The following is a 20,367-nucleotide window of genomic DNA, read 5'->3' on the forward strand; positions in this document are numbered from 1 at the left end:
CGGATATAGGAGAAATAAAGCAATTGAAAAAGAACGTTCTTATCATTGGTGCAGGAGGTGTCGCCAAGGTGGTGGCCCACAAGTGCGCGCAGCACAACGACGAACTCGGTCGTATTGCTATCGCGTCGCGCAACATCTCCAAATGCCAGGCCATCATCGACAGCGTCAAGGCCAAGGGTAGCCTCAAGGTTCCCGCCGACATCCAGGCCTTCGCGCTGAACGCCCTGGACGTGGAAGCGACCAAGGCCCTGATCCGCGAGACCGAATCGCAGATCGTCATCAACGTGGGTTCCGCGTTCCTCAACATGTCGGTACTGCGTGCCTGCATCGACACGGGCGTTGCGTACCTCGACACCGCCATCCACGAAGAGCCGGGCAAGGTCTGCGAGACCCCGCCGTGGTACGGCAACTACGAATGGAACCACCTGGAAGAGTGCAAACAGAAGAACATCACCGCCATCCTTGGCGTGGGCTTCGACCCGGGTGTCGTCAACGCGTATGCCGCGCTGGCGCAGCAACAGCATTTCGACCGCATTGATTCGATCGACATCCTCGACGTCAATGCCGGCTCCCATGGCAAATACTTCGCCACCAATTTCGATCCGGAAATCAACTTCCGCGAATTCACCGGGCAGGTGTGGAGCTGGCAGAACAGCCAGTGGACCAGCAACACCATGTTCGAAGTCAAACGCACCGACGACCTGCCGGTCGTGGGTTCGCAGAACCTCTACCTCACCGGCCACGATGAAGTGCACTCGCTGTCGAAAAACCTCGACGTGCCCAACGTGCGGTTCTGGATGAGCTTCGGCGAACACTACATCAACGTGTTCACCGTGCTGAAAAACCTCGGCCTGCTCTCCGAGAAGCCGGTCACCACCGCCGAAGGCCTGGAAGTGGTGCCGTTGAAAGTGGTCAAGGCCGTGCTGCCCGACCCGTCTTCGCTTGCCCCGGGCTACACCGGCAAGACCTGCATCGGCGACCTGGTCAAAGGCACCAAGGATGGCCAGCCACGCGAGATGTTCATCTACAACGTGGCGTGCCACGAAGAAGCCTTTGCCGAGACGGACAGCCAGGGCATCTCCTACACCGCAGGCGTTCCACCGGTAGCCGCAGCGCTGCTGGTCGCCCGGGGCGAGTGGGATGTGAAACACATGGCCAACGTCGAGGAACTGCCGGCTGAGCCGTTTCTCAAGGCGCTGGACGTGATGGGCCTGCCGACTCGCATCAAGGACGAGCACGGTGATCGGGCCTGGGATGCGATTGCCTGACAGGCGATAGCTGACCGAACAAAAAAATGCGCCCTCAGGGGCGCATTTTTTGTTTGGGGTAGGTAGCGATTACAAACCAATAAAGATCCAAATGTGGGAGGGGGCTTTTGTGGTGAGCGGGCTTGCCCCGCGCTGGGCTGCGAAGCGGCCCCAAAACCGGCCAATGGGTTATGACTGAAAAAACGCGGTGCCTGGATTGGGGCTGCTTCGCAGCCCAGCGCGGGGCAAGCCCGCTCACCACAGAGTTATGTATAAGCCTTTAAGAGTTGTGTAGATACTCATGCCCGATGAGGCCGTGTCAGTTGATGCATCTTGGCTGACACACTGCTATCAGGGGCAAGCCCCTCCCACAGGGATAGCACTTCGCCCCAGACTCTCAGAGTTTTCCCACGACTGTTTCAGGTTGTCGATCGGAACGCGGCTGACTAACCTCTCCGCCGTCGCTGTCAATTCAGCGACCGGATTTGACCGTCCGGCCTTGTTAACGAACTGCTACGCCCTGCACCTATCCCAGGCGTTTTTTTTGTGCCTGAGGTATCGTGTCGCGGCAGTTGTGCGCGGGATACTTTCGGGTATGCCGGGTTCGTTGACAACCGGTCGGTCAACCCGCGTACAGCTGCCACCCTCTTCGTTTGACCGCGAACGCTGGCGGCTCCACTTGTCGACGGAGTTCCACCATGATCAAAGACACCCCAAATCCTCCAGATAAACTCTTCACCGTGCGCCCCGACCTGGGCACGGAAACCCTGCTGGTCAACGCCTCCCAGGATCTATCCTCCATCACCGACATCGCCACGCACCTGGCCTTTGAAATCGACGGTGCGCAACGCAATGTGGCGTTGGGCATCTGCCGAATGCTGGAAGGTGTGCAACTGTTGGTAGACAAAGCACTGGATGACGCCCATCCAGCGGCATGACACCCAGATCATCGTTCCCACGCGCGTGGGAACGATCTCAAAACACCGACCACCCAATCCGCTCACTCAACAACTCCAACGCCTTGATCCCCGCCAGCGAGTTGCCCGCCGCGTTCAATTCCGGCGACCACACGCACACCGTAAACTGCCCCGGCACCACCGCGACAATGCCGCCGCCCACACCGCTCTTGCCCGGCAAGCCCACACGGTAGGCAAAGTTGCCCGCCTCGTCATACAGTCCGCTGGTAGCCATGATCGAGTTGACTTGCTTGGTCTGCCGCGCGGTGAGGATCTGTTCGCCGCTGTGGGCACTGGTGCCCTCGTTGGCGAGGAAGCTGAACGCCTTGGCCAGGTCCAGGCAGCTCATCTGCAGGGCGCAGTAGTTGAAGTAGCTGTGCAGCACCGCGTCCACATCGTTGTGGAAGTTGCCGAAGGACTTCATCAGGTAGGCCATGGCCGCATTGCGTGCGCCGTGCTGGGCTTCGGAGTCGGCGACCACGCTGTTGACCAGGATCTGCGGGTTGCCCGACAGGCGCCGCACGAAGTCGCGCATCGACAGGATCGGCACGGCAAAGCGTGATTGGTTGATGTCGCAGATCACCAGCGCGCCGGCATTGATGAAGGGGTTACGCGGGCGGCCGCGTTCGAATTCCAGTTGCACCAACGAATTGAACGGTTGCCCCGAAGGCTCGTGGCCCAGGCGCTCCCAGATGGTTTCACCACCGTGGTCGATGGCCTGCACCAGGCTGAACACCTTGGAAATGCTCTGCACCGAGAACAGCGTATCGGCGTCACCGGCGCGATAGGCCGAGCCGTCATTGCCGTATACCGCGATGCCCAGTTGGTTGGCCGGTACATCGGCCAGCGCGGGAATGTAGTCGGCGACTTTGCCGAGGCCGATCAGGGGGCGCACTTCGTCGAGGATCGACTCCAGCAGCGCCTGCATGTCTTGTCCTGTCATCTGTCTTTGAATCAGTGGAAAGCGGGGTGCGGAGGATACCTGAAACACGCAGGCCAGGTGGCGTACTACATAACGTGAAGGCCCTCCTCGTCCCGGCAATACATAAGGGACTCGTACTGAAACGATATCAAGAAACAGGCCTCACACCTCGCAGTCAGTTGCTCAACCAGGTGCCTGACGTCAGCCAATGGATCAGCGTCCTCCGGCGCAGGCCCCTTGATGCGCAGATAACCACGAACGGCCACCGGAAATGCCAGATCGCTCGGGCCTTGCGCCCGAATATCAGGATCATCCACTTCATAGCAGCCGCTCAGAAAAAGACCTGAATGAAAGTGCGCCACCACCGAGTGTTCATTCTGTTCCAGTTCAGCAACGCCCACCGCGTTCACGGCGTCAGCCAGATGGACCAGGGACATTCGCTTATCAGCCTCAAGATGAATATCAAGCCCCATGGAGCGCAGCCTCCAACCGTGTGTACAAGCGTAATCCCTCAGTCTCGTCAGCGTTCGCGTCGAGAAACACCAGGTCCTCGCAAAGCCCCGACGGCAACGAAATACCCACCACAAAATCACGCCCTGTTGCGCCAGCCAGGGCTTTGGCAAACACGACCAATTGGTCAATTTGAGATTGGCTGACACGAGATAAAGGAAGGTTGAGCCCGATAAACCAGTCATTCAGATCATCAGGCGCCAGGTCGGGTGTACGCTCGTGCTGGTGATTCACAAACACGGCGCAATATTGCGCCCAATCGCTGACCAATGCGCGAAAGGCGTCGGCCAATACCGGTTCGATTGCTTGGTTGTCAGATCCATCGACGTAACAATAAAGCGTGTGCATGGTGCGCATCCTGGTCCGCGGGCGGGCAATTCTAGCGCGAACGCGGTGAACACCTCGATTCAATGCGCCCTGAAGCCCCACACAATCTCTACCACCCGCTCGGCCACCACCAGATAAACCAGGATCAGCAACAGCTGCAATGCCAGGTGATAACGCAGCTTGGCCAGCCGGCGAATGCCATCGCTGACGTTCAACAGCATCAGCACTGTCGACAGAAGGATCAGCCCCCACCCTGCCACGCTGGAGGCAAACACCCCGATAAACAGGTCCTGCTGCCCTACGAGGGTATTGGTGCCCGCCGCAAACAACAGCGCGCACACCAGCAGGTTTTTGACGTTGTCGAAAATTTGCGTGCTCAGGTCGTTTTCCAGCAGGGCCACATACCGCTTCCATAACGTGCGCATGAGTCATTACCGGGTGGGGATCGCTTGTCAATCAAAGTAGTCCATATGCCCGTACACTGCACCGTTGCGCTTACTCCACGAGGACTTTGCATGAAATTGATGATTGGCCTGGCCGCTGTACTGCTGGTATCGGCCTGTACCACGACCCCACCCGCCCAGGACGCTGCGGCGTCCACCTGCCTGGCAGGCGGCGGTACCATGAAGCAAGTCGGCAAGCTGCAGAGCTGGAAATGCATCACCCCGTACAAGGATGCGGGCAAGGCATGTACCGATTCGAGCCAGTGTGAAGGCGATTGCCAGACCAGCGTCACCACCCAGTCCGGCAACGGTCCGGTGACCGGCGCGTGCCAAGTGGATAACGGCCACTTCGGCTGCTCGGCGACGGTGGAGAAAGGCAAGCTGGGCCGAGCGAACTGCGTGGACTGAGCCATACCACCAACCCATGTGGGAGCGGGCCCGCGGCCAGACCCGCTCGCACATTTTTTGCTCCACTTTACCCTTCAAAAATGCGCCACATCCGACACCCGCTCATCCAGCACATCCCGCGCCAGTGCCCAGGCCTGGTCCTTGGATTCCACCACCAGCAACGGGTAGCCCCAGGCCTTGCTGAACATCACCGCGAACGGCTTGAGTGCCAGGCGTTTGGCGGCGCTGGGCTCAACTTGGATCATGCCTTTGACGAACATGCGCAGCGCCTGTTTGTTTTTCTTCATCCAGATCGACGCCTGCTTACGCTCTTCGTGGGAGTGCTCATGGTTGTTTTCATCCACGGATTTTTCGTGCAGCAACATAAAGGCCTGCTCCCTCGCCAATAGCCCTTCAAAGGCCAGGAAAGCATCCTGCGGCCCACCTTCGCTGGGCGCATCGAAGACGATTTTCACCACAGGGAACGTTGTACTGTCGAGTCGCATGGCAAAGCTCCTTAATGAGAGTGGATCTCAATATAAAGCTCGAACCCCTGGACGGCATTGCACAGAATAGCCAGACTGTTTCGCAATCCGGCCAACTTGCGACCCGCGCCATGAAGCACCACCGTCTTGATCTGCTCGACCCGTTGATGGCCAAGGACGCCGACCTGTTCCCCCGCGCCGTGGTGGCCGTGGGCGCCACCAGCACGTCGGACACCTGGGAACATGCCCAGCACGCGCACCGCAAGGGCCAGTTGATGTACACCCTGCGCGGGGTCATCCACTGTGAAATCGAAGCGGGGATCTGGATCGTGCCGCCCCAGTGTGCACTGTGGATTCCTGGCGGCACGCCACATTCGGCACGCGGGTCAGGCGAAGCGGAGGTGTATTGCCTGTTGATCGAGCCCGACGCCGCCCACGCCCTGCCCCCAAAATGCTGCACCCTGGCCGTGTCCGGGTTGCTGCATGAGCTGATCAGCAAGGCCGTCAGCTTCCCGCAATTCTATGACGAGGCCGGCGCCCAAGGCCGCTTGATCAACACCTTGCTGGATGAACTGGCCGCCGCACCGATCGAAGCCCTGCACCTGCCCATGCCCCAGGACGCCCGCTTGCGCCGCCTGGCCAACAGCCTGCTGGCCGACCCGACCGACAAAGCCACCCTCGGTCAATGGGCCGTGCGCATCGGCATGAGCGAGCGCAGCATGACGCGCCTGTTGTTGGAGGAACTGGGCTTGAGTTTCGGCCGCTGGCGCCGGCAGTTGCATGTAATCCTGTCCCTGCAACGGCTGGCCAAGGGTGAAAGTGTGCAACGGGTGGCCCTGGACCTGGGTTATGAAAACGCCAGCGGCTTCATCACCATGTTCCGCAAGGCGGTGGGCCAGCCGCCCGCGCGTTACCTGGCGGACCGTGCCGGTGTGTCAAGTGCGACCACCCAGGCCATTGCGCTGAAAGACGCCCACTGACTACCAGTTTTCGCCCAACCCCAGCAGGCCCAGTATCTGCCGCCGCAGGTCCACCAGGTAAGGATCATCCCGGTGCCGTGGATAGGGCCTATCGATGCTCAACTGTGCCTGGATCTTCGCCGGGCGGTCGCTGAACACAATCACCCGGTTAGCCAGCAGCAAGGCTTCTTCCACATCGTGGGTCACCAGCAACGCCGTGTAGCCCTGGCGCTGCCACAGGTCGATCAGCTCTTTTTGCATGGTGATGCGGGTCAGGGAGTCGAGCTTGCCCAAGGGTTCGTCGAGGATCAGCAACCGCGGCTGATTGACCAGTGCACGGGCCAACGCCACCCGCTGGGCCATGCCGCCGGACAATTGCCGGGGATAAGCGCGTGCGAACGGGCCGAGGCCGACCTTGTGCAGGGCCTCATCGACCTTGGCCGAATGGGTCTTGAGCAGGCCTTGGGCTTCGAGGCCGAGGGCGACGTTGTCCCACACCCGGCGCCATGGGTACAGGGTCGGGTCCTGGAACACCACCACGCGGCTCGGGTCCGGCCCGGTGATGGGTTCGCCATCGGCCAACAGCCGTCCGGCGTCCGCCGGTTCCAGCCCCGCCACCAGGCGCAGCAAGGTGGACTTGCCGCAGCCCGAAGGCCCGAGTAAAGCCACAAACTCTCCCGGCGCCACGTCCAGGGACACCCGCTCCAACACCGGCAAATGCCGTCCGTCCAGCGCAAAACCATGGCTGAGGTTTTCTATGCGCAGCGCCAATCCTTCCGAAGCCGATACCGCGTGTGCCAGGGCTACCATTTCATCGCTCCTTTCTGCCAGGCCAGCAACCGATCACGCACCAGGAACAACCCGGTGATCAACCCCGAACAGGCCAGCGCCATGATCAGCAGTGCGGCGTACATGTTCGCGTAGGCGGCCCAGCCCTGGGCCCATTGCAGGTACCAGCCGATGCCGGATTTGACCCCCATCATTTCCGCCACCACCAAGGTTGAGAATGAGGCGCCCAGGCCCATGAACAGGCCGACGAAGACGTGGGGCAGCGCGGCGGGAATCGCTACTTTGAAAATCAGAAAGCCCGGCCGGGCGCCGAGGGTGCGCGCCACGTCGTAATAGGCTTTATCGACGCTGGCCACGCCGGACCAGGTGAGCACCGTGACCGGAAACCAGGTGGCCAGGGCGATCAAAAACACGCTCGCACTCCAACTGCTGGGAAACAGGAAAAAACACAGCGGCAACAACGCCGTCGATGGCACCGGGCCGAGGATGCGCAGCACCGGGTGCAGCCAGTAGCCGATACGCGTGGACCAGCCAATGGCGACGCCGGCGACAAACCCGGTGGCCGCGCCCAGCGCCACCCCCGAGCCCAGCAGCAGCGCCGAATGCAGCAGGCTGTCGGCCAGGCGTGCGTAGTCTTCGATATACACCGCGAGCAAGGCTTGGGGGGGTGCGAAGAACGGCACCGGCAACAGCGCAAGCTTGGCGGTGAGCAATTCCCAGAGGCCCAGCAGCACCGGCAAGGCGATCAGCCAGGGTGCGGCCGTGCGCAAGCGCAGCGCGAGTTTCGACAACCTTCGGCCCAGCAGGCTCAGCACAATGAACAACGCTGCCGCGCCAACGCACAGGTTGGCCAAGCCTTGGGTCATCGGCCAATTGCGCACCGCGTTGGGCCAGTAACTGATCAGCAGCGCGACGGCCACCCAGGCCGTCACCACCGCCGCGCCTTGCCACCCGAGCTTGAGCGCCACAGGCGGGTTGAGGACGGTTGCGTCAGTTGAAGACATCGGCAGTGATCTCCTTGGCAAACGCTATCGGGTCGGTGCCTTTGCTGATCACTTCCACGGTTTTCAGGTCGGTGACGTAGGTGGTGATCTCCTGGGTCAGCGCCGCGCCGACCGCGTGGTGGCCGTGGGTGTGGTCGTGGAGGATCGCCTGGACTTCTTCGGTGGAGGTGTTCAGTGCGTAGGCCTGGAAGCCTTTGGCGACGTCCTCCGGGTGCTGCACGGAATAGTCATGGGCCTCCAGGATCGCCTGGGTCAGCGCCGCGACCACGCGCTTGTCTTCACGCACCAATTTGCCGGTGACGCCGACCACGCAGCAACTGAGGTTGGCGTATTCCTCCACCAGGTTGGTGGACAACTCCCGCGCCACGCCGGACTTGATCAGGCGGTACATGAACGGGTCACTGCCGCTCACTGCCTGCACTTCGCCACGCTCCAGCGCCGTGCCGAGCAGGTCGGCCGGGTACAGGCGCCACTCCACATCGCGCACCGGGTCGACGCCGTGTTTTTTCAGCAGGATCGAAAAGAAATTGCGGTCCGGGCTGGCCATGTCGGTGACGCCGATGGCCTTGCCCTTGAGGTCTTCCAGCTTGCTCACGCCGCCGTTGGCGGCACTGAGCAACCGCAGGCAACCGCCATGGGTGCCGGCGGTGAGCTTCACGTCAAAGCCCTGCTCCAGGGCCTTGAGCCAGCGCAGCGCCATGCCCACGCCTGCGTCGGCCTTGCCGGTGGCGATGGCTTCCAGCAAGACCTCGGTGGAGTTGCCGAAGTTGACCAGTTCCACGTCCAGGTTGTGCTTGGTGAAGAAGCCCTGCCCATGGGCGATCACCACCGGCGCCAGGCACACCGCGTTGAGGTTGACTGCCAGTTTGAGTTTGCGCGGTGCGTCGAGGCGGATGAACTCACCGGTGCCGGCAGGCTCCTGGGCGGTAGTGTGGCCGGCGTGTGCGTCGGCGGAAAAACCCAGGCGCGGCAGCGACAGGCTGGCCAGGGTGAGGCCGGCCAGACCCAGCAGGCGGCGACGGGTCAGGTGATCAAAAGCAGCCATGCGAACTATCCCTATTTAATGGATCAGCCCACTCCAAAGAAGGGCCGAAAGCGTCAAAAAAACCATTTTTATTATATTAATGACTGACTTTTATGAAAGAACCATATAATTCTATGGTTATGCCTGATGGGCAGGAAGCGGATGAAAGCGCCCTAAGCTCAGATCGAAAGAGTATTTATCGAATGGTTTTTAGATCATTAAGCTTGGGCATATTTCGTTGAAAATCGAGCCCACCATGCCCCTTCGTCGTCCCCTCGCCGCTGTATTAGGATTGCTGGCTTTTTCCGTCGCTGTCAGTGCGCAAGCCCAGGAAACCGTGCGCATCGGTTACCAGAAATCCTCCACGCTGATCACCCTGCTCAAGACCCAGGGCACCCTGGAGAAAGCCCTCAAGGCCGACAACATCGATGTGAGCTGGCATGAGTTCCCCAGCGGCCTGCCGCTGCTGGAAGCGCTGAACGTCGGCAACGTGGACATCAGCGCCGACGTGGCTGACACCGTGCCGATCTTCGCCCAGGCTGCCCAGGCCAAACTCACCTACTTTGCCCAGGAAGCGCCCTCGCCTTCGGCCCAGGCCATCGTGGTGCGCAAGGACTCGCCGATCCAACAATTGGCAGACTTGAAGGGCAAGAAGATCGCGGTGACCAAGGCCGCCGGCACCCACTACCTGTTGATTGCCGCGTTGGCCAAGGCCGGCCTGGCGTTCTCGGATATCGAGCCGGCTTACCTGTCGCCGGCCGATGGCCGCGCGGCGTTCGAGAACAACAAGGTGGACGCCTGGGTCACCTGGGAACCCTTCCTCACCAGCGTGCAGCGGCAACTGCCGACGCGCACCCTGGCGGATGGTGCTGGGCTGGCGAGCTACAAGCGCTATTACCTGACCGGCACGCCGTACGCCAAGGCGCACCCGGAAGTGTTGAAGGTGGTGTATGGGGAATTGGAAAAGACCGGCAAGTGGGTGAAAGCCCATCCGCAAGAAGCAGCGAAAGTGCTCGGCCCGCTGTGGGGCAACCTGGATGTGGCCACGGTGGAAGCGGCGAACGCGCACCGCAGTTATCAGGTGCAGCAAGTGACGGTGGATCAGTTGGGTGAGCAGCAGAAAATTGCCGATGCGTTCTTCAAGGCGGGGTTATTGCCCAAGGCGGTGGATGCCAAGGACGTGCAGACCTGGCGGCCTTGAAGGCGGGTGTGATCTCAATGTGGGAGGGGCGGTGCGACGATTCGACAAGCCCGCTCACCACAACAGCCCTATCTGCCGGACGTTCAGTGTTGAGTCAACGTTATGTAGATCCCTATGCTCATCGGCGGCAAGCCCCTCCCACAGTTGGTTTGCATATGCGGTTAGAGGAGTGTTCGGGCTAGAGCCTTTTTCCACTCTGAGTAACGCTCCGCCATCGCCGGATCCTCCTGCGGCTCAAAGCGCTCGCGCTGGCGCTCCAACTGCCCCAGCGCCGCATCACTCGCCCACACCCCCAACGCCCGTCCCGCCAGGTGCGCGGCGCCCAATGCCGAAACCTCCGGCGACAGGCTGCGCACCACCGGGCGTTGCAGCAGGTTGGCGAGGAACTGCATCAGCCAGCGGTTGCGCGTGGCGCCGCCATCCACCCACAGTTCCTTGAGCGGGCTGCCGATGTCTTGCTGCATGGCCTCGAACACATCGCGAATCTGATAGCCGATGGATTCCAGCGCCGCGCGCAGGATGTGCGCGCCGGACGTGGCTTCGGTCAGCCCGCAGATCAGTCCACGGGCGTCGGCCTTCCAGTGCGGTGCGCCGAGGCCGGACAGCGCCGGGACAAAATACACGCCGCCGTTATCCGGCAATTGCGCGGCCTGTTCGGTCAGCGCATCCAGGGATTCTCCCGCCACCAGCTTCGACGCCCACTGCACGGCAGCGCCGGTATGGACGATATTGCCTTCCATGCCGAAAGTAGGTTGGCTGCCATCGTGCCAGGCCAGGGTGGTCGACAGGCCATGGGTGGAGGCAATCGGCCCGCCCATGGGCGTCATCAAGGACGAACCAGTGCCGAGGGTGGCCTTGACCAGCCCCGGCGCGAAACCGCCCTGCCCGTACAGCGCCGCATGGGAGTCGCCGATCATCGACATCACCGGGATGCCGGCGGGCAAGCCGCCCAACGCGACGGTTTCGGCGAAGAAACCGGCGCTCGGCCGGATCGGCGCCAACGCCGCAGCCGGAATGCCGAACAGCGCCAACAGCTCAGGATCCCAGGCGCAGGTGTGCAGGTTGAACAGTTGGGTACGTGCGGCGTTGGAATAGTCGGTGGCGAACACCTGGCCGCCGCTGAGTTGCCACAACAGCCAGCTGTCGACGGTGCCCAGCCAGATATCGCCTGCAGCAGCGCGGGCGTGACCATCCTCAAGGTGATCGAGAATCCAGCGGAACTTGCCCGCCGAGAACATCGGGTCCAACGCCAGCCCGGTCTTTTCCAGGATCAGCGCTTCATGGCCCTGCTCATGCAGGTGCGTGCACAACGCCGTAGAGCGTCGGCACTGCCAACTGATGCACGGCGACAATGGCTCACCGGTATGCCTATCCCAAGCCACCACCGATTCACGCTGGTTGCTGATGGCCAACGCAGTGATCGGACGGTCCACCTGGGCTAGGCATTCTTCAATCGCAGCCAACGTGTTTTGCCAGATCAGCAGCGGGTCCTGCTCGGAAAACCCGGCCTGGGGATGGCTGATGCTCAAGGGTCGCGAACCGCGCGCAATCACCTGGCCAAGTTCGTTGACCAGCACCGCCTTGGCGTTGCTGGTGCCTTCATCTATCGCCAGGATCAGCGGGGTATTGTTATTCATTGAATTCACCGCAACCGAGTGGCAGCCGCCACGATCCCAGCCGCGTCGATGTTATGCAAGGCGCGGGTCGGTTCGCGGGCACCGGCGGCGGCGTACTCGCCATCGCCGATACCCAGGCGGATCAGGGCAATGCCCAACCCGGCTTCGGCCAGCACTTCGGCGACCAGGCTGCCGACGCCGCCATTGATGTTGTGTTCCTCCACACTGATGACCGCGCGGGTGCCGCTCAAAGCGCTGAGCAACACATCACGCTGCAAGGGCCGGATCGACGACAGGTTGATCACCTGCGCCTGGATGCCCTGCTCCGCCAGCAATGCCGCTGCATCCACCGCTTCATGCACCACCGAGCCCAGGGCCACGATGCTCACATCGGCGCCCTGGCGCAGGATGTCGACCTGACCGGGCACAAACTGATAATCGGCGCCGTGCACGTCGGGCAAGGCTTTGCCGTCGAGGCGGATATACACCGGGCCGTGGTAGCGCAGCGCGTAATCGACGATCTGCCGGCACTCGACGGCATCGGCGGGGGCGAAGATCTGCACATTGCCAAACCCGCGCATCACCGAAATATCGTCGAGGCTGTGGTGGGTGCTGGCAAGCGGGCCATAACTGGTGCCGGCATTCAGGCCGAACATCTTCACGTTGGCCTGGTTGTAGCAGACGTCCACCTTGATCTGCTCATTGGCCCGCGAGATCAGGAACGGCGCCGCATTGCAGGTGGCGGCGATCTTGCCGCCCAGGGCCAGGCCCGCCGCGACGCTGACCAGGGATTGCTCGGCAATGCCCACATTGATCAGCCGCTCGGGAAACCGCTGGGCAAACGGGCCGATCTTGGCCGTGGAGGTGGAGTCGCTGACCACCGGCACTACGTCCAGCCCGGCATCCACGGCAGCGATAAACGCTTGCACCATGACGCTCGCCAAATGTTCACTCGCCATGGTTCAACTCCTCCAGTGCTGCGTTGATTTCATCACCCTTGGGCACGCGGTGGTGCCATTCGGGGCGGGCTTCGATAAACGACACGCCCTTGCCTTTAATGGTGTGGGCGATCAGCACCTGGGGCGCGCCGGTCTTGGTCTGCATGCTTTCCAGGGCTTCGATCAATTGGCCGACATCGTTACCGTCGCACTCGCTGACGCGGAAGCCAAAGGCCGCCCATTTCACGTCCAGTGGGTCCAGCGGCATGATCTCGGCGGTCAAACCGGCAAGCTGCAGCTTGTTCTTGTCGACGATCACAAACAGGTTATCCAGGCCGTACTTGGCCGCCGCCATCGCCGCTTCCCAGTTGGAGCCTTCGGCCAGTTCGCCGTCACCGGTGAGCACGTAGATGCGCTTGTTGCTGCCGGACATCTTCGCCGCGAGGGCCAGCCCGACCGCCACCGGCAAACCGTGGCCGAGGGCGCCGGTGTTCAGTTCGATGCCGGGGGTTTTCTGGCGTACCGGGTGGCCGGGCAGGTGCGAGTTGAAGTGCTGGTAGGTGGGCAGCCACTCGGTGGGGATGTAGCCCGCCTGCGCCAGGCAGCAGTACAAACCGCCCACGCCGTGGCCCTTGCTCTGGATATAAATATCGCGCTCGGGGTCTTCGGTGCGTTCCGGGCCGGTGTTGAGGACGCGGAAATACAGGGTGGCGAGGATGTCGGTTTCGGAAAGATCCGCCCCGGTGTGCCCGCCGGCCGGTGAGTCGGCGTTCAGGCGGATCACATGGCGACGAATCAGGCGGGCCTGTTCCTTGATCTGGTGGGCGTCGTACTGGAAGGCATTCATGCAGCGGCTCCTTTGAGGCTGACCACGCGGGGTGAAAGTGTCCAAGGCTGTCTTTGAATATTTATTCAGCAGTGACAATATATTTCTATTTAGACGCCGATCCTCCGGCAGGTCAAGTGAGCGAACCGCCGAAAAATCAAATAAAACTCGGAAATCCCCCTCGGACAAACGGCCAAAATCCCACGCCGGCTCCTCTAGACCGTGGCTTTGCGCCGGGCAAAAACACCGTTTCAGCGGCAGGCAAGAAAAATTAAGCGCTTGACTTTGACACGGTGTCACTGGAATCTGAATTAACAGTCAGGCACGCATAAATATTCAAGAAGCCTGAAGCACTCCAAAAAAAATAACTCAGGAGAACACTGTGGACGCCAAAGCTATTGTCCAGCACCCGGCCGAACTCAAGCCGCCACCTCGCCCACGTATTGTCAAACTGCTGCCCAGTAATATCGGCGGCCCGTTGATCGGGCTGGTGCTGCTGGTGCTGGTCTTCTCCTTCAGTTCCGAATTCTTCTTCTCGTTGCGCAATGGCCTGAACATCCTCGATCAGGTCACGGTGCTGGGCATCCTGGCGATCGGCATGACGGCGGTGATCGTGATCGGCGGCATCGACCTGTCGGTCGGCTCGGTGCTGGCCTTCTCGATGATGATGCTCGGCTGGCTGTATCAGGATCAGGCGGTGCCCCTGGGCTTTGCGATTCCGATCTCGATTGCCAGCGGCATGCTCGCCGGGCTGGTCTCCGGCGCGTTGATCACCTACGCCAAGCTGCCACCCTTTATTGCCACGCTGACCATGATGTCGGTGGCCCGTGGCCTGGCGAATATCCTCACCGAAGGCCGGCAGATCGTCGGCTATCCGGACTGGTTCACCAGCCTGGCGACGGTGCGTCACTTCGGTTTCCTCTCGGCCACCGTGGGCCTGTTCCTGGTGATGCTGGTGGTGGCCTGGGTGTTCCTGCGCTTTCGTGCCGGCGGCCGCAACCTCTACGCCATGGGCGGCAGCCCGGAAGTGGCGCGGCTGTCGGGCATCAAGGTGCGGGCGATTACCCTCTGGGTGTACGCCATCAGCGGTGCGCTGGCCGGCATCGCCGCCGTGACCCTGGCCGCGCGCCTGGACTCCTCGCAACCGAGCGCCGGGCTGAGCCTGGAGCTGGACGCCATCGCCGCCGTGGTGATTGGCGGCGCAAGCCTCAGTGGCGGCGTCGGCAGCATCGGCGGCACCCTGGTGGGCGTACTGATCATTGGCGTATTGCGCAATGGCCTCAACCTGCTGGGGGTTTCGCCCTTTATTCAACAAGTGGTGATCGGCGTGGTCATCGCCCTCGCCGTCACCATCGACACCCTGCGACGCCGCTCCAGCACTGCCCGTTAAACCTGTTCGACAGTTGACACCCTCCAACAATAAAACCAGGAGTCACCGACATGTTCAGCCCCAAGAAACTGCTGTTGGCCACCGCTCTCGCCGCCGCCACCCTCACCGTTGCTGGCACCACCTGGGCCAAGGATTTGACCATCGGCCTGGCCGTGGCCAACCTGCAGGCCGACTTCTTCAACCAGATCAAGCAATCGGTGGAAGCCGAAGGCAAAGCCAAGGGGGTCAAGGTGATCACCGTGGACGCCCAGGGCAACTCCTCCACCCAGGTCAGCCAGATTGAAGACCTGATCACCCGCCAGATCGACGTGCTGATCTACATCCCGGCCGGTGCCACCGCCGCCGGTGTGCCGGTGAAAGCCGCCAAGGCTGCGGGCATCCCGGTGATCGCCGTGGACCGCAACGCCCCCGACGCACCGGGCGACACCTTTATCGCCAGCGACAGCGTGGCCGGCGCCAAGACCCTGGCCGAGTACGTGGGCAAGATCACCGACGGCAAGGGCCGCATCGCGATCCTGCAAGGCCAGATCGGTACCACCCCCGAGAATGATCGCGCCAAAGGCTTTGAAGAGGGCCTGAAAGCCTTCCCGGACCTCAAGGTCGTCGCCCAGCAACCAGCTGAATGGGCCCAGGACAAAGGCTTCGCCGTGGCCCAGGACCTGCTCCAGCGTGACCCGAACATCACCGTGTTCTTCGGCCGAGCCGATGCCATGGCCTTGGGCGCTGCCCAGGCGGTGAAAGTCGGCAACCTCGATCACAAGGTGGTCGTGGTCGGTTTCGACGGTGACGTGGCCGGGCTCAAGGCCGTGCAAAGCGGTGTGCTGAACGCGACCATGACCCAGCAGACGCAGAAAATGGGGCGCCTGGCCGTGGCCTCGGCCATCGACCTCAAAGCCGGCAAGACCCTGCCCAAGGAGCAGTTGTTGCCCACCGTGCTGACCACTAAAGAAAACGTCGCGCCGTTCCTGCAACAGCACCCGTAAGCCTTGGAGGTCGTCATGCAAGCAGCAGCCGTTGACACCGCTCGATCAGACGCGGTGCTGTGCCTGCGCAATATCAGCAAGGCCTACGGGCCGGTGCAGGTGTTGTCGCAGGTCAACGTGGACATTCGCCCCGGTGAAGTACTGGCCCTGCTCGGTGAGAACGGCGCGGGCAAGTCGACCTTGTCGTCGATCATCGCCGGGCTGGTGCAACCGGAAGCCGGGGGCAGCATGACCTGGCTCGGCGCGCCCTACGCCCCCGCTTCACCGGGGGCTGCGCTGGGCGCCGGGATCGGCCTGATCCACCAGGAAATCCGCCTGCTGCCGCAACTGTCGATTGCCGAGAACATCTTCGTCGGCCGCCTGCCCATGCGCCGTGGGCGGGTGGACCGCGAGTACATGGAGGCCCAGGCGCAGATCCAGTTAGAGCGCCTGGGGCTCAAGGTGCCGGCCTCGCGCAAGGTCGAAGGCCTGAGCGTGGCGGCCCAGCAACTGGTGGAAATCGCCAAGGCGCTGACACTGAAGGCCAGCCTGTTGATCCTCGATGAACCCACCGCCGCATTGGGTGGCGAGGAAACCGAGCTGCTGTTCAAGCAGGTGGAACGGCTGAAGGCCGAGGGTGTGTCGTTTATCTATATCAGCCACCGCCTGGAAGAGATCGCACGCATCGCCGACCGCGTGCTGGTGCTGCGCGACGGTCGCCAGATCGCCCTGCATGCCACGGCCCAGGTGCCGGTGCGGGAGTTGGTGGAGCAGATGGTCGGGCGCAGCCTGGAGCGGATCTTTCCTGCGTTGCAGGCGCCCCAGGAGCAGGTGATGTTGCAGGTCAAGGAGTTGAGCTGCCGTGAGTTTGCCTTGCACGGCATCGACTTCAGCGTGCGTGCCGGCGAGGTATTCGGCATTGCCGGGGTGGTCGGCGCCGGGCGAACCGAGCTGGTGCGTACCATTGCCGGCGCGGCCCAGGATATTCGCGGCCATATGGTGCTGGATGGCGAGGTCCGCCAGTTGCGCTCGCCCTTCGAGGCGATCCAGGCCGGCGTGGTGCTGGTGCCCGAAGACCGCAAGCAGCAAGGCGTGGTGGTGGAGCATCGCATCGAAGACAACCTGATTTATGGCAACACCGACCTGCTGGATAAACGCGGCTGGGTGTTCCCTGCCCCACTGCGCGAATTCGCGCGCACGGCGGTGGCGCGACTGGGGGTCAAAGGTGCGCCGCAGTCGCGGATTTCCAGCTTGTCCGGCGGTAACCAGCAGAAGGTGATCATTGCAAAGTGGCTGGCGCGCAACCCCAAGGTGTTCATCCTCGATGAACCCACACGCGGCATCGACGTGGGCGCGCGGGCGGCGATTTATGAAGTGATCGCGGACCTGGCGGCCAAGGGCATGGCGGTGATTGTGGTCAGTTCCGACCTGGATGAAGTGCTGGGCTTGTCCCATCGGGTGATGGTGATGAGCCGAGGGCGGCAGATGGGGATTCTGGAGCGTGGCGAGGCCACTCCGGTTGCGGTCATGGAAATGGCCACCGCATAACCAAAGACCTACAAAGATCCAAATGTGGGAGGGGGCTTGCCCTAATGCCAGTCAGTTAAGCGTACATCGGCCTCTGTAGGAGCAAGCTTGCTCGCGAAAAACGTCAATGATAACGCGTGCTTCCTGAATGTACGCGGCGCCTGTGGGTTCTTCGCGAGCAAGCTCGCTCCTACAAAAAACCTTGGGGCAAGCCTCCTTCCACAGGGGTTCCACTGTGATTTCAAAAATTGGAGTTATTCATGCAGCTTTTTAGTCTTCAAGGCCAAGTGGCCTTTGTTACCGGCGCCGGCAGCGGCATTGGCCAGGCTATCGCCGTCGGGCTCGCCGAAGCGGGCGCGGATGTAGCCTGCTTTGATCTTCCGGGCAGCCCCGGCATCGCCAGCACGGTAGAACGCATCCAGGCCCTGGGCCGGCGCGCCCTGGCCCTCAGCGGCACCGTCACCGAGCGAGCTGCCCTGGATGCAGCGGTCGCGCACACCGAGCATGAGCTCGGCCCGCTCAGCGTGGCCGTCAACTGCGCCGGCATCGCCAATGCCCAGGCCGCCGAAGACCTGGAGCTGCAACGCTGGCAAACCACCCTGGACATCAACCTCACCGGCATTTTCCTCAGTTGCCAGGCCCAGGCCGCGGTGATGTTGCCGCGTGGCAAAGGCGCCATCGTCAATATCGCCTCCATGTCCGGCAGCATCGTCAACCGCGGCCTGTTGCAGGCGCACTACAACACCTCCAAGGCCGGGGTGATCCACCTGAGCAAAAGCCTGGCGATGGAATGGGCCGACAAAGGCCTGCGCGTCAACTGCATCAGCCCCGGCTACACCGCCACGCCGATGAACTCACGCCCGGAAGTCGCCGACCAGGTGAAGATCTTTGAACAGACCACGCCCATGGGCCGCATGGCCAGCGTGGACGAAATGGTCGGCCCGGCGATTTTCCTGGTCAGCCAGGCCTCGTCTTTCTGCACCGGTGTCGACCTGCTGGTCGATGGTGGTTTTGTCTGCTGGTAAGGAGTTTTGTCATGTCGCAACGTTTCAGCGGTAAAACCATCGTGATCACCGGCGCCTGCCGTGGCATCGGTGCCGGCATTGCCGAGCGCTTCGCCCAGGAAGGCGCCAACCTGGTGCTGGCCTCCAACGACCTGGAGCGCGTGACATTCACCGCCGACCAACTGGCCCGGGAATACAAGGTCGACACCCTGGCCCTGGGCATCGACGTGACCCGCGAAGAAGACATCGAAACCCTCTACCGCGAGGGTCACGCGCGCTTCGGCAGCATCGACGTGTCAGTGCAGAACGCCGGCATCATCACCATCGACCACTACGACAAGATGCCCCGCGCCGACTTCGACAAGGTGCTGCAGGTCAACACCACCGGCGTGTGGCTGGGCTGCCGGGAGGCGGCCAAGTACATGGTCAAGCAAGGCAGCGGGCGCTTGATCAACACCTCGTCCGGCCAGGGCCGCCAGGGGTTTATCTACACCCCGCACTACGCCGCCAGCAAAATGGGCGTGATCGGCATTACCCAGAGCCTGGCACTGGAACTGGCGCGGCATAACATCACGGTCAACGCGTTTTGCCCCGGCATCATCGAAAGCGAGATGTGGGACTACAACGACCGCGTGTGGGGCGAGATCCTCAGCACCGACGAAAAACGCTACGCCAAGGGCGAGTTGATGGCCGAATGGGTCAGGAACATCCCCCTGCGCCGGGCCGGCAAGCCCTCGGATGTCGCCGGCCTGGTGGCGTTCCTGGCCTCGGATGACGCGGCCTACCTGACCGGCCAGGCGATCAATATCGACGGCGGCCTGATCATGTCGTAAGGGTTTGGTATCCTCACCCGCATTGATGTCATCACTGAGGCCTTCATGAGCCAGATCGAAGAACAGCGCCTGATCACCAAGATCGCGAGCCTCTATTACGAAGACGGGCTCAAGCAGTCCGAGATTTCCGCCCAGCTGGACCTGTCCCAATCCTTTATCAGCCGTGCCCTGCGCCGGGCGCTGCAGGAAGGCGTGGTGAAGATCAGCGTGATGCGCCTGCAAGGCCTGCACCTGGAGCTGGAAAACCAATTGCAACGCCGCTACGACGTGCGCCAGGTGATCGTGGTGGAAGCCACCGAGCCCGGCAACGATGAAAGCATCAAGCAAGCCATCGGCTCGGCGGCTGCCCACTACCTGGAGACCAGCCTGTCGCCCCAGGACCATATCGGCATTTCGTCGTGGAGCAGCACCATTCGCGCCATGGTCGGCCACTTGCATGCCCAGCCGGGCAAACAAGGCGCCCAGGAAGTCGTACAACTGTTGGGCGGCGTCGGCCACAAAGGCGCGTTTGAAGCCACCCTGCTCACCCAGCGCCTGGCCACCCTACTCAACTGCCCGGCGTTCCTGCTGCCGTCGCAAAGCATCGAGCAATCGGTGGAAAGCAAACAGCGCATCGTGCAGATGGAAGAGGTCAAGGAAGTGCTGCAACGCTTTGACAGCATCACCCTGGCGATCGTCGGCATCGGCGACCTGGAACCCTCACAGTTGCTACGCAACAGTGGCAACTACTACACCGAGGACATGCTGCGCCTGCTGGCCGAGCGCGGTGCCGTCGGCGATATCTGCCTGCGCTACTTCGATGCCCAGGGCAAGCCGGTGCTGGAGGAAGATGAAGAATTCGTGGTCTCGGTGGCGCTGCCCAAGTTGCGCAGTATCCACCGCGTGCTCGGCCTGGCCGGCGGGCTGAACAAGGTCCAGGCCATTCGTGGCGCGCTCAAGGGCGGCTACCTGGATATCCTGATCACCGACCTGGACACCGCACAGGCCCTCAACCAATAACCTTTTTTGGAGATTGCC

General features: G+C 62.1%; 22 protein-coding genes. 11 read left to right on the top strand and 11 right to left on the bottom strand.

The window, feature by feature from the left end:
- Positions 1 to 23 precede the first annotated feature (23 nt).
- Positions 24 to 1,268: a saccharopine dehydrogenase family protein gene (locus tag F6S08_RS17790; protein ID WP_137212205.1), complete on the top strand. Its 1,245-nt coding sequence runs from the start codon at positions 24 to 26 to the stop codon at positions 1,266 to 1,268.
- A 677-nt stretch (positions 1,269 to 1,945) separates the two neighbouring features.
- The gene (locus F6S08_RS17795; RefSeq protein ID WP_065948099.1) at positions 1,946 to 2,185 is read left to right on the top strand and encodes a DUF6124 family protein; all 240 of its coding nucleotides are present in this window, start codon (positions 1,946 to 1,948) and stop codon (positions 2,183 to 2,185) included.
- Between the two features lie 37 nt (positions 2,186 to 2,222).
- On the opposite strand, the gene glsB is transcribed toward F6S08_RS17795, so the two are convergent.
- From glsB to F6S08_RS17815, 4 genes are all read right to left on the bottom strand, one after another.
- On the bottom strand, positions 2,223 to 3,131 hold the full coding sequence (gene glsB, locus F6S08_RS17800; protein ID WP_027607252.1) for a glutaminase B: 909 nt from the start codon (positions 3,129 to 3,131) through the stop codon (positions 2,223 to 2,225).
- An 80-nt stretch (positions 3,132 to 3,211) separates the two neighbouring features.
- Positions 3,212 to 3,598 (bottom strand): hypothetical protein, encoded by a 387-nt coding sequence (locus F6S08_RS17805; RefSeq protein ID WP_065924593.1) that lies wholly within the window; start codon positions 3,596 to 3,598, stop codon positions 3,212 to 3,214.
- Positions 3,588 to 3,983 (bottom strand): hypothetical protein, encoded by a 396-nt coding sequence (locus F6S08_RS17810; protein WP_083244848.1) that lies wholly within the window; start codon positions 3,981 to 3,983, stop codon positions 3,588 to 3,590. The genes F6S08_RS17805 and F6S08_RS17810 overlap by 11 nt, the downstream gene beginning before the upstream one ends.
- 59 nt (positions 3,984 to 4,042) lie before the next feature.
- Positions 4,043 to 4,387, bottom strand: a complete 345-nt coding sequence (locus F6S08_RS17815) for a hypothetical protein (RefSeq protein WP_053134342.1) — start codon at positions 4,385 to 4,387, stop codon at positions 4,043 to 4,045.
- A 90-nt stretch (positions 4,388 to 4,477) separates the two neighbouring features.
- On the opposite strand from F6S08_RS17815, the gene F6S08_RS17820 reads away from it, so the two are divergent.
- Positions 4,478 to 4,813 (top strand): hypothetical protein, encoded by a 336-nt coding sequence (locus F6S08_RS17820; protein ID WP_065924591.1) that lies wholly within the window; start codon positions 4,478 to 4,480, stop codon positions 4,811 to 4,813.
- A gap of 74 nt (positions 4,814 to 4,887) precedes the next feature.
- On the opposite strand, the gene F6S08_RS17825 is transcribed toward F6S08_RS17820, so the two are convergent.
- Entirely contained in the window at positions 4,888 to 5,298 is a 411-nt protein-coding gene (locus tag F6S08_RS17825; RefSeq protein WP_065948095.1) for a hypothetical protein, read from the bottom strand.
- A gap of 110 nt (positions 5,299 to 5,408) precedes the next feature.
- On the opposite strand from F6S08_RS17825, the gene F6S08_RS17830 reads away from it, so the two are divergent.
- On the top strand, positions 5,409 to 6,257 hold the full coding sequence (locus tag F6S08_RS17830) for a helix-turn-helix transcriptional regulator (RefSeq protein ID WP_315872218.1): 849 nt from the start codon (positions 5,409 to 5,411) through the stop codon (positions 6,255 to 6,257).
- Here F6S08_RS17830 and F6S08_RS17835 read toward each other — a convergent pair whose 3' ends face one another.
- The 3 genes from F6S08_RS17835 to F6S08_RS17845 are packed head-to-tail and all read right to left on the bottom strand — an operon-like array spanning position 6,258 to position 9,074.
- Positions 6,258 to 7,046: an ABC transporter ATP-binding protein gene (locus F6S08_RS17835; RefSeq protein WP_137212201.1), complete on the bottom strand. Its 789-nt coding sequence runs from the start codon at positions 7,044 to 7,046 to the stop codon at positions 6,258 to 6,260. It lies immediately after the preceding gene.
- Complete coding sequence (locus tag F6S08_RS17840) at positions 7,040 to 8,029, bottom strand: ABC transporter permease (RefSeq protein ID WP_137212200.1); 990 nt, start codon at positions 8,027 to 8,029, stop codon at positions 7,040 to 7,042. The genes F6S08_RS17835 and F6S08_RS17840 overlap by 7 nt, the downstream gene beginning before the upstream one ends.
- Complete coding sequence (locus tag F6S08_RS17845; RefSeq protein WP_065948092.1) at positions 8,016 to 9,074, bottom strand: ABC transporter substrate-binding protein; 1,059 nt, start codon at positions 9,072 to 9,074, stop codon at positions 8,016 to 8,018. The genes F6S08_RS17840 and F6S08_RS17845 overlap by 14 nt, the downstream gene beginning before the upstream one ends.
- A 235-nt stretch (positions 9,075 to 9,309) precedes the next feature.
- On the opposite strand from F6S08_RS17845, the gene F6S08_RS17850 reads away from it, so the two are divergent.
- Positions 9,310 to 10,254, top strand: coding sequence for an aliphatic sulfonate ABC transporter substrate-binding protein (locus F6S08_RS17850; protein WP_315872065.1), 945 nt, complete (start codon positions 9,310 to 9,312; stop codon positions 10,252 to 10,254).
- 161 nt (positions 10,255 to 10,415) lie between these two features.
- Here the strand turns inward: F6S08_RS17850 and F6S08_RS17855 are convergent, their stop codons facing one another.
- From F6S08_RS17855 to F6S08_RS17865, 3 genes are read right to left on the bottom strand one after another with little or no spacing between them, the layout of a single operon-like run.
- On the bottom strand, positions 10,416 to 11,891 hold the full coding sequence (locus tag F6S08_RS17855) for an FGGY-family carbohydrate kinase (RefSeq protein ID WP_315872066.1): 1,476 nt from the start codon (positions 11,889 to 11,891) through the stop codon (positions 10,416 to 10,418).
- A gap of 5 nt (positions 11,892 to 11,896) precedes the next feature.
- Positions 11,897 to 12,829: a transketolase family protein gene (locus F6S08_RS17860; protein ID WP_065948089.1), complete on the bottom strand. Its 933-nt coding sequence runs from the start codon at positions 12,827 to 12,829 to the stop codon at positions 11,897 to 11,899.
- Complete coding sequence (locus tag F6S08_RS17865) at positions 12,819 to 13,655, bottom strand: transketolase (protein ID WP_065948088.1); 837 nt, start codon at positions 13,653 to 13,655, stop codon at positions 12,819 to 12,821. The genes F6S08_RS17860 and F6S08_RS17865 overlap by 11 nt, the downstream gene beginning before the upstream one ends.
- A 361-nt stretch (positions 13,656 to 14,016) precedes the next feature.
- Here F6S08_RS17865 and F6S08_RS17870 point away from each other — a divergent pair, with 361 nt between their 5' ends.
- The 6 genes from F6S08_RS17870 (at position 14,017) to F6S08_RS17895 (ending at position 20,349) form a co-directional block, all read left to right on the top strand.
- Positions 14,017 to 15,024 (top strand): ABC transporter permease, encoded by a 1,008-nt coding sequence (locus F6S08_RS17870; protein WP_027607262.1) that lies wholly within the window; start codon positions 14,017 to 14,019, stop codon positions 15,022 to 15,024.
- A 50-nt stretch (positions 15,025 to 15,074) separates the two neighbouring features.
- Positions 15,075 to 16,007, top strand: coding sequence for a sugar ABC transporter substrate-binding protein (locus F6S08_RS17875; RefSeq protein ID WP_065924581.1), 933 nt, complete (start codon positions 15,075 to 15,077; stop codon positions 16,005 to 16,007).
- A gap of 15 nt (positions 16,008 to 16,022) precedes the next feature.
- Positions 16,023 to 17,534: a sugar ABC transporter ATP-binding protein gene (locus F6S08_RS17880; protein ID WP_315872067.1), complete on the top strand. Its 1,512-nt coding sequence runs from the start codon at positions 16,023 to 16,025 to the stop codon at positions 17,532 to 17,534.
- A 239-nt stretch (positions 17,535 to 17,773) separates the two neighbouring features.
- Positions 17,774 to 18,538, top strand: coding sequence for an SDR family oxidoreductase (locus tag F6S08_RS17885; RefSeq protein ID WP_065924579.1), 765 nt, complete (start codon positions 17,774 to 17,776; stop codon positions 18,536 to 18,538).
- Between the two features lie 11 nt (positions 18,539 to 18,549).
- Positions 18,550 to 19,350 carry an SDR family oxidoreductase gene (locus tag F6S08_RS17890; RefSeq protein ID WP_065924578.1) on the top strand — a complete coding sequence of 267 codons (801 nt, stop codon included), beginning with the start codon at positions 18,550 to 18,552 and terminating at the stop codon, positions 19,348 to 19,350.
- A gap of 45 nt (positions 19,351 to 19,395) precedes the next feature.
- Complete coding sequence (locus F6S08_RS17895; RefSeq protein ID WP_065924577.1) at positions 19,396 to 20,349, top strand: sugar-binding transcriptional regulator; 954 nt, start codon at positions 19,396 to 19,398, stop codon at positions 20,347 to 20,349.
- Positions 20,350 to 20,367: the final 18 nt, after the last annotated feature.

Source organism: Pseudomonas sp. JV449 (genome assembly GCF_032424295.1).
Taxonomy (GTDB): domain Bacteria; phylum Pseudomonadota; class Gammaproteobacteria; order Pseudomonadales; family Pseudomonadaceae; genus Aquipseudomonas; species Aquipseudomonas marginalis.

Bases quoted from the DNA above. Each gene is read 5' to 3' on its own strand.
- F6S08_RS17795 (WP_065948099.1), top strand. From the start codon at position 1,946: ATGATCAAAGACACCCCAAATCCTCCAGATAAACTCTTCACCGTGCGC.
- F6S08_RS17890 (WP_065924578.1), top strand. From the start codon at position 18,550: ATGTCGCAACGTTTCAGCGGTAAAACCATCGTGATCACCGGCGCCTGC.
- F6S08_RS17830 (WP_315872218.1), top strand. From the start codon at position 5,409: ATGAAGCACCACCGTCTTGATCTGCTCGACCCGTTGATGGCCAAGGAC.
- F6S08_RS17875 (WP_065924581.1), top strand. From the start codon at position 15,075: ATGTTCAGCCCCAAGAAACTGCTGTTGGCCACCGCTCTCGCCGCCGCC.
- F6S08_RS17805 (WP_065924593.1), bottom strand. From the start codon at position 3,598: ATGGGGCTTGATATTCATCTTGAGGCTGATAAGCGAATGTCCCTGGTC.
- F6S08_RS17835 (WP_137212201.1), bottom strand. From the start codon at position 7,046: ATGGTAGCCCTGGCACACGCGGTATCGGCTTCGGAAGGATTGGCGCTG.
- F6S08_RS17820 (WP_065924591.1), top strand. From the start codon at position 4,478: ATGAAATTGATGATTGGCCTGGCCGCTGTACTGCTGGTATCGGCCTGT.
- F6S08_RS17825 (WP_065948095.1), bottom strand. From the start codon at position 5,298: ATGCGACTCGACAGTACAACGTTCCCTGTGGTGAAAATCGTCTTCGAT.
- F6S08_RS17850 (WP_315872065.1), top strand. From the start codon at position 9,310: ATGCCCCTTCGTCGTCCCCTCGCCGCTGTATTAGGATTGCTGGCTTTT.
- F6S08_RS17880 (WP_315872067.1), top strand. From the start codon at position 16,023: ATGCAAGCAGCAGCCGTTGACACCGCTCGATCAGACGCGGTGCTGTGC.
- F6S08_RS17840 (WP_137212200.1), bottom strand. From the start codon at position 8,029: ATGTCTTCAACTGACGCAACCGTCCTCAACCCGCCTGTGGCGCTCAAG.
- F6S08_RS17815 (WP_053134342.1), bottom strand. From the start codon at position 4,387: ATGCGCACGTTATGGAAGCGGTATGTGGCCCTGCTGGAAAACGACCTG.
- F6S08_RS17865 (WP_065948088.1), bottom strand. From the start codon at position 13,655: ATGAATGCCTTCCAGTACGACGCCCACCAGATCAAGGAACAGGCCCGC.
- F6S08_RS17860 (WP_065948089.1), bottom strand. From the start codon at position 12,829: ATGGCGAGTGAACATTTGGCGAGCGTCATGGTGCAAGCGTTTATCGCT.
- F6S08_RS17845 (WP_065948092.1), bottom strand. From the start codon at position 9,074: ATGGCTGCTTTTGATCACCTGACCCGTCGCCGCCTGCTGGGTCTGGCC.
- F6S08_RS17855 (WP_315872066.1), bottom strand. From the start codon at position 11,891: ATGAATAACAATACCCCGCTGATCCTGGCGATAGATGAAGGCACCAGC.
- F6S08_RS17885 (WP_065924579.1), top strand. From the start codon at position 17,774: ATGCAGCTTTTTAGTCTTCAAGGCCAAGTGGCCTTTGTTACCGGCGCC.
- F6S08_RS17810 (WP_083244848.1), bottom strand. From the start codon at position 3,983: ATGCACACGCTTTATTGTTACGTCGATGGATCTGACAACCAAGCAATC.
- F6S08_RS17895 (WP_065924577.1), top strand. From the start codon at position 19,396: ATGAGCCAGATCGAAGAACAGCGCCTGATCACCAAGATCGCGAGCCTC.
- glsB (WP_027607252.1), bottom strand. From the start codon at position 3,131: ATGCAGGCGCTGCTGGAGTCGATCCTCGACGAAGTGCGCCCCCTGATC.